The 11,963-nt window shown below is 58.1% G+C and carries 8 protein-coding genes; 6 read left to right on the top strand and 2 right to left on the bottom strand.

Annotation, left to right across the window (positions count from 1 at the left end; genetic code table 11):
* The first annotated feature begins 232 nt into the window (after positions 1-232).
* A complete protein-coding gene (locus ACFZPT_RS06515; RefSeq protein WP_236238696.1) occupies positions 233-625 on the top strand; it encodes a hypothetical protein in 393 nt (130 codons plus the stop codon).
* Between the two features lie 365 nt (positions 626-990).
* On the opposite strand, the gene ACFZPT_RS06510 is transcribed toward ACFZPT_RS06515, so the two are convergent.
* Positions 991-1,905, bottom strand: coding sequence for a LysR substrate-binding domain-containing protein (locus tag ACFZPT_RS06510; protein WP_034113643.1), 915 nt, complete (start codon positions 1,903-1,905; stop codon positions 991-993).
* A 265-nt stretch (positions 1,906-2,170) separates the two neighbouring features.
* On the opposite strand from ACFZPT_RS06510, the gene ACFZPT_RS06505 reads away from it, so the two are divergent.
* The 4 genes from ACFZPT_RS06505 (at position 2,171) to pgm (ending at position 8,470) form a co-directional block, all read left to right on the top strand.
* Positions 2,171-3,193, top strand: coding sequence for a zinc-dependent alcohol dehydrogenase family protein (locus ACFZPT_RS06505; RefSeq protein ID WP_034097770.1), 1,023 nt, complete (start codon positions 2,171-2,173; stop codon positions 3,191-3,193).
* A 707-nt stretch (positions 3,194-3,900) separates the two neighbouring features.
* Positions 3,901-5,325 carry a hypothetical protein gene (locus tag ACFZPT_RS06500; RefSeq protein WP_034097771.1) on the top strand — a complete coding sequence of 475 codons (1,425 nt, stop codon included), beginning with the start codon at positions 3,901-3,903 and terminating at the stop codon, positions 5,323-5,325.
* Positions 5,322-6,728: a PLP-dependent aminotransferase family protein gene (locus tag ACFZPT_RS06495; protein WP_034113644.1), complete on the top strand. Its 1,407-nt coding sequence runs from the start codon at positions 5,322-5,324 to the stop codon at positions 6,726-6,728. The genes ACFZPT_RS06500 and ACFZPT_RS06495 overlap by 4 nt, the downstream gene beginning before the upstream one ends.
* 98 nt (positions 6,729-6,826) lie before the next feature.
* Entirely contained in the window at positions 6,827-8,470 is a 1,644-nt protein-coding gene (pgm, locus tag ACFZPT_RS06490; protein WP_034113645.1) for a phosphoglucomutase (alpha-D-glucose-1,6-bisphosphate-dependent), read from the top strand.
* Between the two features lie 122 nt (positions 8,471-8,592).
* Here pgm and ACFZPT_RS06485 read toward each other — a convergent pair whose 3' ends face one another.
* Positions 8,593-9,288 carry a pirin family protein gene (locus ACFZPT_RS06485; RefSeq protein WP_034113648.1) on the bottom strand — a complete coding sequence of 232 codons (696 nt, stop codon included), beginning with the start codon at positions 9,286-9,288 and terminating at the stop codon, positions 8,593-8,595.
* A 219-nt stretch (positions 9,289-9,507) separates the two neighbouring features.
* On the opposite strand from ACFZPT_RS06485, the gene ACFZPT_RS06480 reads away from it, so the two are divergent.
* Entirely contained in the window at positions 9,508-11,955 is a 2,448-nt protein-coding gene (locus tag ACFZPT_RS06480; protein WP_034113650.1) for a UvrD-helicase domain-containing protein, read from the top strand.
* Positions 11,956-11,963 lie beyond the last annotated feature (8 nt).

Raw genomic sequence — 11,963 nt, 5'->3', positions numbered from 1 at the left:
ACCAAGCTCCGAATGAAACATATTTCCCCAAGAAGGGAAGTGATACAAAAGTTTTTGAGGGAAATGTCCCTTAGTCGGTTCTTGATAGCTTGGGGTTGAAATGATGAAAGTTTATCAGGGTAATATTTCTAAAGAGTCGTTGAGTTTGTTTGTTTCAGATATAGGCTCCGGAAATTTTTTTTCATATGTAGGGCACTTGGTTTCATTAGAATAGGCAATTTCTGTTCTGGGTTTGCTCTCTCCTGATTTTATTGAGGTCAGTGGTCATGTTTTCTGGCTGCCTAACGCTCAGCAATACGATCCGCAAAAATTTTATTTGAACGGGCTGGTTGAGACCGAATCTAGTGTATTGGAACTAAGTACATCGCGTAGAGACGTTGAACGATACAGAAATATTTTTTCAATAAATCAGTTCTTTTCAAAGTGGGAGGATGCACCGGGGCGACCCGTATTTAAAGTGGGCCTGTCTGAAGAAGATTATCGTCTTTGTCATTTATTTGCTGAACAGATCACTAGATATTGGAAACGCGCGTTATCCGATGCCTTTCCAGAGAAGGTATTTCAGTTTGAGATTGCTGACGGCCTTCTCGATGAATATGGTGTCTGTCTGACATTCTGGCAGTAGTAGTTTAAAGAGCGCACAGGATGTGTCCGCGCCATTAAAATCACTGCCAGAGGCTAAATAATAATTATGCGTTTAGAAAAGGTTGTGAAAAGCCTTGTAGAAAAACTTAAGGCAGTCAGTGAAGAGCAACGAAGACATGCTATAAAAGTTGGTGCGCGTACGAAAGCGTCGGTCAGTTTACGCTTGAACAGAGCGCCTTCTCGGGCGTGTATAAGTGGGGGCATCATTATTTAAAAAATGAAAATATGCCCCCAATTATGCCCCTCAAAAGCGTCAGAACCCCTTGGAATTGGACGGACGTCCATGGATTACAGATGCTGTAAGCTGATGTTTTATAAGCCTTTATAGAATCTAGTAGAACTCTATTACAAACTCTCGGGGTCGCCGAAGAACATCTGAATACGCGACCGCAACCAGCGCTCCCCCGGATCGTTATCCTGTGAACCGCGCCACGCCATGTGCAGTTCAAAACTGCGCACCGGCAGCGGCGGGTCTTCTGCGCGCAAGCCGCCGGCCGAGGTCAATGCTTCGGCCGCGTAGTCCGGCACGGTGGCGAGGATGTCGGTGCCGGCCAGCAAGGTGCCCAGGCCGTTGAATTGCGGCACGGCGAGTACGACGTGGCGCTTGCGCCCGAGTTTTTCCAGCTCTTCATCGATAAAACCGCTCAGGTCGCCAGCGAACGACACCAGGGCATGGGGGCGGGCGCAGAAGTCGTCCAGGCTCAAGGAACCGGGCACGCTGTCGGCACGCAGGAGTTTGGGTAGGCTGCGGCGCAGCACTTTGCGCTTGGCGTTGGCCGGCAGGTCGGCGGTGTAGCTGACGCCGATGGAGATTTCGCCGGAGGCCAGCAGGCTCGGCATCAGGATGTAATTGACGCGGCGCACCACCAGCACGATGCCGGGGGCTTCGGCGCGCAGGCGCTTGAGTAACTGGGGTAGCAGGGCGAATTCAACGTCGTCGGACAGGCCGATGCGGAATACCGCATTGCTGGTCGCCGGGTCGAATTCGGCGGCGCGGCTGACCGCGGTGGAAATCGAGTCCAGGGCCGGGGAGAGCAGGGCGAAGATTTCTACTGCGCGGGCCGAAGGTTCCATGCTGCGGCCGGTGCGTACGAACAACGGGTCGTCGAACAAACCGCGCAGGCGCGACAACGCGGCGCTGATGGCCGGCTGGCCGAGGAACAATTTCTCGGCGGCGCGGGTCACACTGCGCTCGTGCATCAAGGTTTCGAATACGATCAAGAGGTTCAGGTCGACACGACGCAGGTCGTTACGGTTCATCTTGTGTCCTGGAAGAGTCAGCAAACTTGACGAGAGCAGTCACAGGGAGCCCTTGGGTTCCCTCTGAAGCATGACCGGCATGAATCTTACGGGGAAAGACTGGTACTCTGCACCGGCTAATTGAGTTTTCCTACGATACTTAGGGTCTATTCATCAGACGCGGAATCAATGACAGGCATGTCGACTATTAATGGTGACCGATGGTCTTGCCAGGAAAGCCCAGATAAAGTTCATGGCATTAGAGGTTAATTTGGCGAGGTTTGCGATGTCCCGCACGATCCGTTTTCACAAGTTTGGTCCGGCCGAGGTGCTCAAATGCGAAGAGCATGCAGCCGCGCTGCCCGCACCGGGCGAAGTGCAGGTGCGTGTCGAAGCGATTGGCATCAGTTGGTATGACATTTTGTGGCGCCAGAACCTGGCGTCTTCCCATGCACGTCTTCCCTCTGGCCTGGGCCATGAGATGGCAGGGGTGGTCGTCGCTTTGGGCGATGGCGTGGAGGATTTGGCCGTGGGCGATAAAGTGGCCAGTTTTCCGGCCGAGAGCCCCAATGACTATCCGGTGTATGGCGAGCAGATCGTCCTGCCTCGTTCGGCCCTGACGCGCTACCCGGACGTCTTGACCCCCATCGAAGCGAGCGTGCATTACACGCCGCTGTTGATTGCCTATTTTGCTTACGTGGATCTGGCACGGGTCAAACCCGGGCAGTTTGCGTTAGTCACGGATGCTAGCCACTGTGCCGGTCCGTCCTTTGTGCAACTGGGCAAGGCGCTGGGTGTGCGAGTGATCGCTGCGACCAAGGACAGCGCCGAGCGTGAGTACCTACTGTCCCTCGGGGCCGAGAAGGTGATCGCCACCGAGGAGCAGGACCTGCTTATGCAGATCAACAAGTTCACCGACAATCGCGGCGTCGACGTGGTGTTCGATGGTTTAGGTGGCCCGCAGATGTCGTTGCTAGGCGATGTGCTGGCGCCGCGCGGCAGTCTGGTTCTGTACGGGCTGCAAGGCGGCAACCAGACGCCGTTCCCTGCGTGTGCGGCATTCCAGAAAAACATTCAGTTCTTTGTGCACTGCATCGGCAATTTCACCGGCAAGCCGGAACTGGGCATTGTCCAGGATCAGGTCGCTTTGCAACGGGCCTTGCGTGACATCAACCAGCTGACCGCCGACCGCGTGCTGGTGCCGCTGAAAACCACGGTGTTTCCGTTCAATCAGTTCGTGGAAGCGCACCGCTACATGGACGAATGCCCGTGCCGGGAACGTGTAGCGTTGCAGGTTGAAGCTGTTTAGCGCGTAGGAAGATTCGTAATCAGCTGGTTCGATCCAATGGCGCATGGGGCAAATGCGCCATTTGACAGGGCTTAAGCCTCGCCCCCCATGAGGTGCCGATCACGCCCTTCAGCCCCTGAATCCTGCCCTGGTCCCCTGACGCCGCACTGAAACCCAGTGCGGCGTCGTCGTGTATGCCCCTTCGATACCTCCTCGGCTGTTCATCTGCACTGGTTTTCGACCAACTTCTGTATCTATTAATCATTAATCCAGCACTGATAATTGCGACTTCACATTCATCTCAAGGATTGAGCAATGATTGAATTCATGATGCGGCTACCGATGGTCACCCGAACTATGGGTGCGTCAATCAACTGGACTTTTGGTGTAAGACGCTTTGAGGGAAAGTCACAGCGCCAGGACCTGGAAAGTTGTTTGAGTGTATTTGTCGGATGCTTCTTTAAATAATTGGTTAGAAGTGTGTAGGACATTGTCAGAGGCTTCCTAGGGGTGGTCGATAGAAGCGTTTTACCCATCTATATCATTGGCTTGCGTGTGTTTCATTGGCCGTGTTGTGCAGTGGGTAATCCCAGCCATCCCGTGACTCGGTGCTAGTGTCTATTTATTGGCGCACGGTGCGAAGCGCGAATTTCCTACACGCGCAATGGATCAAGCAGACACTCTTAGCAGTAGCTTGAAACTGATATTTCAACTCAGGTAGTACAACTATGAGCACTATTCACGAACAGGCTATGAATCATGTTTATCAGCAAGTTCTGCAACGTTTGATCGGGCACTTTACTCGTTCGGGCAGGACGGCACTCCAGTTGTTGGTCCAACGTATTGTGGTGGCCGCAGGAGGCATGGAGCAGGTCGGGGATTACAAAGTGCTGGTGGCTCACGGCGCAGGCGAGGTCAGCAGTTACACCCTGGCGCTGTTGCGCGCCGCGCAGTTGACCATCGCCGGCCGCGCACCCCGGACTTTCGATTTGCGCGTGGCGACGCTGCGTCATGCCGGTATGACCGAGGGGCAGCTCGAAACGCTCAATCAGGGTTACAGCCGCCTGTTTCTCCATGATGATCCGCGTGTCGAATTGCTCATGGTGGAAAACCAAGAGGTGCATCCCTTCAATCACCTGCGCCCCGCATCTGCGCTCGGGCGTGCGAACAGCCAGCGCAATATGTTGATGGTGGGCCATCTGAGCTCCGGTGATTGTCGCGCGACATTGTGCAATGAAACCTACCTGGCCCTCGGCGATTTCTACCAGCGCGTCACGACTTGGAACGGCGGCGTTCACGCGTTGGTCAGCGGTGACTCCCCACGCAAGCAAAGCCAGTTTCTCGCCTGGCTGAAAAGAACCGCCGAAGGCGCTGGCGTCCCCCCCGCCAAGGGGCGGGCGCGGTCGCTCACCGAATTGTTCGCACGCATGGACGAGTGGAGCACCGGTTACTACCGCGATGTTTATGGCGAACACTACGTGGCCCATGAGAACCCTAGCCCTTCGGGACACCGCCATCTGGCTTACATCGGCATTGACGATCTGCTCAAGGACGTCGACCTGCAATCCGCGACGCTGTTGTCCGATTTCATGGCCTATACGCCCGACCCGCTGGGTTTTCACTTCAGCCATCCAAGCTATTCCAACCCGTTGCTGATGGCCCACCTGCGCGGCCTGCAGGCCGAATGTCTGCGCGATCTCGATTATGAAGATGGCGTCGACGGCTTCATCCAACAGTCGGCCCAGTACATGCGACGCCTGCACATGCCTGAGGAGCTGTTCGCCGAGGCCAGTTCCCGTGAAGGTCGTTTATTGGCCAGTACCTTCGCTCAGCAATTCTTCGGCCTGGATGAAACTCAATTGATCTGTCTGTTGTTTTCACCGTTCATTCATCACGGTCAGCGGCTGGAAGGTTATTTGCGCCAATGTCATCCCGGCATGCTGGTAGCACTGCCTGAACTGCACAAAGCGTTGCAGGGCAAACCATCGGCCGAAATGCTGCAACAATGGTTCACCGACACCAGCGGTTTACCCCTGCCATTGTTGCAACATCTGTATCGCAAACGCCCCTTGACCTGCGCCAATGGTCAGCTGCGCAGTGCCCGTGCCGTGTCTCATGGCGCGACACCGGCCTTTCAATTGTCCGGGCGATGACCCTTCGCGGCGAGCGCCAGGCGGATTTCGCGTATCAGGCGGTGTATCGCTACATGATCAACCTGATCAACGAAGTCAGCACGGACACCCGAGTCAAGTTACCGTCGCTGCGCCAGTTGGCCGCTCGCCTGAACGTGTCGATCTCAACGATCCAATACGCCTACTCGTTGCTGGAGAAGGAGGGGCGAGTGTATTCGGTAGCCAAGTCCGGTTATTACGCGTGGCCGATGTCGGCCAATCCGACAGCCTGGCTGGGTGGAGACTTGCTCGACCGGCTCTATGCCGCTGCCCGGCGCCCTGGAATGCTAGTGCTCAGCGGCGATGAGCCTGCGCTAGAGGCTTCGTTGAATGCCACTTTGCTGCGCCTGGAGCGCGAACTGGTGCGCCAGTATCCCGGCCAGCTGCAACCCTGGTCCCAACCGTGCGGGGTGTGGGAGCTGCGGGCGGCGCTGGCCGCGCGTTATACCTCGTCACCCACACGGTGCTGGCATGCCGACGACGTATACATCGGTGCCGACTTGCGTGGCGTGCTGGATATTCTGATCGAAGTGCTGGGGCTCAAAGGCACCACGGTGATCGTCGAGTCGCCCTGTGATTGGCTGATTCTGCGGCTGCTGCAGGACGCCGGTGTGCGCGTTATCGAGCTGCCCTGGACCGCGCAAGCGCGCTTGGACAGCGAAAACCTGGAGCGACTGTTGCGTGATGAGCCGGTGCACCTGGTATTACTCTCGTCGGCGGTCAGCCTGCCTTCAGGCGTGGCGATGTCGGCCGAGGATCGCCTGGCCGTGGCGCGACGCTTGGACCACTACGGATGCTGGCTGCTGGAAAACGACAGTCTCGGCGAGTTGAGCCTGGAGGTGCCGCATACGCCATTGCGCGACCTGGTCAACCCGGAACGGCTGATCGTGTTTTCGTCGTTCGAGAAAATCCTTGGATCGGAAGCGCCCTACGGCTACTTATTGAGTCGACGCATGAGCCGAGAGTTACAGCGCCAGTTCCTGTTGCGATCTTTCCGTTTATCGTCGATCCGGCAGCGCGCCATCGCCCGTCTATATCAGAGCACTCGCATCGACCAGCACCTGTGTGCTTTGCGTCAGCAATTGCGCGAGCAAGCCGCGCACATGGGGCAGCGTCTGACGCTGCACCTGGGGGAACAAGTGACGTACCGCGTGCCTGCGGCCGGGGCCACGTTTTGGCTGGGTTCGACCCGCGCGGTGGACATGCGCAAGGTATTCCAATATCTGTTGGCGCGGCAGGTGGTGATCGCCCCGGGGGAGCTGTTCAGTGTCAGCGGGTTGCATCATCAAAATCTGCGCCTGAACCATACCTTTCACGGACAGCCGAGCCTGGAGAGTGCGCTGGCGGCATTGAGTGACGCATTGCGCCAGGCGCAAACGGGTTGAAAATTCTGTTGAGTGTGTAGGATCGATACCGTCGCGCAGTAGTCCAACTCTCAGTAAACTGGCATTTTTTCCGAATTCTTCCTTTCCGAGGTTTATGCATGACTATCAGTCCTTTTGCGGGCAAACCGGCGCCGGCCCAATTGCTGGTGGATATCCCGCGACTGGTCACGGCTTACTACACCGGCCAGCCTGATGCAGCGATCTCCACCCAGCGCGTGGCGTTTGGGACCTCCGGGCACCGTGGCAATTCGTTCGAGCTGAGCTTCAACGAATGGCATGTTCTGGCCATCAGCCAGGCCATCTGCCTGTACCGCGAAGCCCAGGGCATCAACGGCCCGCTGTTCGTCGGCCTGGATACCCATGCGTTGTCCACGCCCGCGGGTGCCAGCGCACTGGAAGTACTGGCCGCCAACGGCGTCCACGTCATGCTGGCCGAAGGCGACGAATACACACCGACCCCGGCCATTTCCCACGCGATCATTTGCTATAACCGCGGGCGGACCAGCGGCTTGGCTGACGGCATTGTGATCACGCCGTCCCATAACCCGCCGCAAAGTGGCGGCTACAAGTACAACCCGCCTAACGGTGGTCCGGCGGACACCCACGTCACCAAGTGGATCGAAGCCAAGGCCAATGAGCTATTGGCCAACCGGCTCGCTGGAGTCAAACGCATCACTCACGCCCAGGCGCTCAAAGCCGACACCACCCATCGCCATGACTACCTCAATAGCTACGTGGCCGACCTGATCAACGTGATCGATATGGACGCCATCCGCAGCGCCGACCTGCGCCTGGGCGTCGATCCGTTGGGCGGAGCAGGGGTGCGCTATTGGTCGGCGATTGCCGAGCACTACCGTCTGAACCTGGAGGTGGTGAACACCGAAGTCGACGCCACCTTCCGCTTCATGAGCGTCGACTGGGATGGCCAGATCCGCATGGACCCGTCCTCCAGCTACGCCATGCAAGGCTTGATCGGCCTCAAGGAGCGTTTCGACGTGGCCTTCGCGTGCGATCCGGACCACGATCGCCACGGCATCGTCACCCCGTCCGGCGGCCTCTTGGCGCCGAACAACTACCTGGCCGTGTCCATCGATTACCTGTTCCAGAACCGTCCTGACTGGCGCGCCGATGCGGCCGTGGGCAAGACCGTGGTTAGCAGTGGCCTGATCGATCGCGTGGCCGCGCGCATCGGCCGGCGTTTGTACGAAGTGCCGGTGGGCTTCAAGTGGTTTGCCGACGGCCTGTTCGAAGGCTCCCTGGGCTTCGGCGGTGAAGAAAGCGCCGGTGCATCGTTCCTGCGCAAAGACGGCACGGTGTGGAGCACCGACAAAGACGGTCTGATCCCGGCGTTGCTGGCGGCGGAAATGACCTCGCGCAAAGGCCAGGACCCCAGCCAGCTGTACCGTGGCCTGACCGATGCCCTGGGCGAACCGTTCGCCATTCGTGTCGACGCCAAGGCCACCCCAGCGCAAAAAGCCCTACTGGGCAAACTGTCGCCGGAACAGGTGACCTCCACCGAACTGGCCGGCGAGCGCATCCAGCAGATCCTCAGCCATGCGCCGGGCAACAACCAGGCCATTGGCGGCCTGAAAGTGATGACCGAAAACGGCTGGTTCGCCGCACGCCCATCGGGCACCGAGGACATCTACAAGATCTATGCCGAGAGCTTTGTGGGTGAAGAACACCTCAAGCGCTTGGTGCAAGAGGCGCAGGTGTTGGTAGACGGCGCCATCGCCGAATAACACTGAAACGCTTTGTAGGAGGGGGCTTGCCCCCGATGGCGGTATTTCAGTCCACTGGTCCAGGGACTGAAATACCGCCATCGGGGCAGGCGTCGCCGCCGATTTGGCTGTGAGGCGTCAGGTCAAGCGAGATCGACCAGCACGATCTCACTGTCCTCAATGGCCGTAACCCGTAGCAGCTGTTCATCCTCAATCGCTACGCCATCACGCGCTTGGGCCCGTACACCATTGACCTCAATCACCCCGGTGGCTGGCACCAGATACGCTCGGCGCCCGCCCTCCAGGCGGTACTCAGCAACTTCACCGGCTTTCAGGTTCGCCGCCACTAGGCGCGCATCCGCACGAATGCGCAGGCTCTCGCTATCGCCGGCCTTGCCACTGGCCAAGGTGACGAAGCCTTCGCGCTCACCCTGTGGAAACGGCTTGGCGCCCCAGGATGGGGGCAGGCCTGCTTCATTGGGGATAATCCAGATCTGGAAAATCTTGGTCGGTGTGGCTTCCAGGTTGTATTCACTGTGGGCGATCCCCGTGCCAGCGCTCATGACCTGCACATCGCCAGCCTCGGTGCGGCCTTTATTGCCCAGGTTATCGGCGTGGCTGATGGCGCCTTCGCGGACATAAGTGATGATTTCCATATCGCGATGCGAGTGCTGGGGGAAGCCCGTGCCCGGGGCAATAATGTCGTCGTTCCATACCCGCAGGTTGCCCCAGTGCATGCGCTTGGGGTCGTAGTAGTCGGCGAAGGAAAAGTGGTGATGGGCGTCGAGCCAACCGTGGTGGGCGCCGCCCAGGGCGCTGAAAGGTCGCAGTTCAAGCATGATCGTCTCCTATGGATGGTGCCTATCATCCAGCAGCGCTTGATCGAGAAAAAGCGTAAAAAACGCTCCATTCTTATCGACTGATTCGATTGGATTGCCGCGTTTCAACTTTCACTTCATCGCCTAACTGCCTGATGGCACAGCAATTGGCTGGTACTGCGCGGCGATTCCGGCGACCATGGGGCACTGCTCACAGCCCAGCCCATTGCAGGAGTCCGCGTGTCGCAACAAAAGCCTGATCTGCCCCCAGAACTGCTACCCCTGGCTCAGATGCCCTTGTTCAAACGCCTGGCGGCGCGCCTGTTTGGTCATGGCCTGACCCGTCTGCGCGCCCAGCACCGGTTTTCCTGGCTGCACGGGCAAGCCGATGGTTTTCGCAGTGGGCATGAAGCAGGCGTGGAATACGGTTATCGCGAGGGCAAGGCCGATGGCATCGAGGAGGGGCGACAAGTATTGCTGATCCGCGATTTCCGCCCGGACGAGCACACAGCTCCCGGGATAGACGACAGCCTGTTCGATGACTGGCGTCTGCCGCTGACCGCCGACATCAAGAAGCGTATCAAGGCCGACGTCGCCCGTCTCTTACCGCCCCACGCTCAACCAAGTACGGCGCAGTGGAAGATGATTTTCAGCGAGACCCCCTCAACCTCGGTGATCGCCGGGGCCGGCGCGGGCAAATCCACGTCTTTGGTGTTGCGTATCCTGCTGCTGACCCATTACCTAGGCTTCGAGCTCAGCTCGATGACCGTGGTGACGTTTACCCGCGAGTCACGCCAGGATTTCATTCGCAAGCTTATGGAAATTATGAGCCTGTGGGGCCAACCCCTTGATCCCAAAGAGGCACAGGCGGTGGTGCGCACCTTCCACTCGCGCATCCTGCCGATGGTGCGCAGCCTGCCGGGCTTCGAGCGTTTGCAGGCGTTCGAAAACCTCAATGCGGGCTTCGACGATGCCGACAGCAACCCGTTCGATCTGCGTATCAACGATGCCCAGCGCCAGCACCTGAACGCCTGCTACCAGCGTCTACATCGCCAGCATCCGCGTTTTCGCGAGTTGATCGCGCCGCTGGCGCGCCACGGGTTACAACTCAAAGAACTGGAGCGCGACCATCCGGACGTGCAGAAGCGCATGGCAGTGACTGAGCTGGCCGCCCAGCGTGACGAAGAATTGTGCGATTTCATTGAGGACCTGTGGTTTCGCGCCGGGGCCTGGCCGATCAAGGGCATTGAGCCGAATCGCCAAACTGTTGAAATCAATGACGCGCATTTCCACTGCCATGGCTACATTGCCGAATTGGACGCGTGGGTAGTACTGGGCTTCGACCCACGGGAAAACCCCCAGGTCAGCCGCCCCAATGCCAAGCTGTCAGTGCGCGCAGAGTGGGCGGTAAAGCGCACCCTGTTTCAAGCTTTCTGTCGTAAACCATTGATATGGCTAGATAGTTATGAATCGTCCAAACGCATGCTCAGTTGCCTGGCCGACGATGCCAGTGCCGGGCCAGGGTTTGATTACAAGGTCAAGGGTGAGCTGACATCGGCGCCGCTGCTGGACTGTTTTGTCACGGCCGCAGGCTTTATCGAGAACCTCGGACTGGACGTGCCCAGCGCCGTAGGTCGCATGAGCTTCGCCAAAGATGACCCGGACCGCTTGTTCTTCGAAGCGTTGAGTATTTTCTGGAAGGCGTTGGAAGACCATTTGCTCGACCAGAAGCCACCGATAATGACCTACAACCGCATGTTCTCGCTGTTCGGCGAAAACACCCCGGAAAACCTCAAGCTGCTCAGCGACCCGCTGTTAAGACCGTTGTCCCACTTGATGATCGACGAATTTCAAGACGTCTCACCGCAGATCGTTGGATGGATTCGCGCTAGCCTGCGGGAGATTCGCAGTCGCGGCCCGGCCATGCACGTGGGGCGCGGCGCGCAATACTCCTCCTTGCTGTGTGTGGGTGATGACTGGCAATCGATCTACGGCTGGCGGGGCAGTTCGCCCAAGTACTTTATGGCCTTCGACCAGGAATTCCCGTCACCGAGCACCACCCGGGTGATGCTGAGCGAGAATTACCGCAGCCACCAGCACATCATCGACGCGGCAGAGCACATCGTGCGTGCCGCGCCGTCGATCCCAGGTAAGAAGGCCAAGGCCAGCGGTGCGCCCAAGGCTCTGGTGCCGGTCAATGTGCTTGAGCGTGACGATGCAGCATTGGGGCGACGCTTGCTGGAGCATTATCAGCGTGGCGAAACAGTGTTGATGCTGTATCGAAAAACTAGCGATAAGTTATTGATTAAAGAGCATATTCAGTCTGTAGTTAATCTGGATTCTAGCTTGCCCGCTAACTCGCGTCGGCTCAAGCAACTGACCTTTCACAGTGCCAAGGGCCTACAAGCGGACACGGTTTTCCTGTTGGGGGATTGTCAGCACGTCACCCGCTCGCCGTATAAAAACCAGGTGTATCGCATGGCAGGCTTGGGTAAGGATGGCGACAACGAACCCTATGACACGGCGCAGAAGGACGAGGTGCTGCGCTTGGCGTACGTCGGCATCACGCGGGCGGTCAGCCATTGCTATTGGTACGTGGAGAAGCCCGAAGGCCAGGCGGCGAATATGCCCAGGGCCTCGGAGCGGGTGGATGGCAAAAAGGCGTTTTTCGACGATCACCGTCACTGAAGGCCTGA

The organism is Pseudomonas sp. MD330_10 (assembly GCF_042610415.1).
Lineage (GTDB): Bacteria > Pseudomonadota > Gammaproteobacteria > Pseudomonadales > Pseudomonadaceae > Aquipseudomonas > Aquipseudomonas rhodesiae.
Note: the sequence above shows the minus strand (reverse complement) of the source record. Positions and strands in the feature narration are given on the sequence as shown.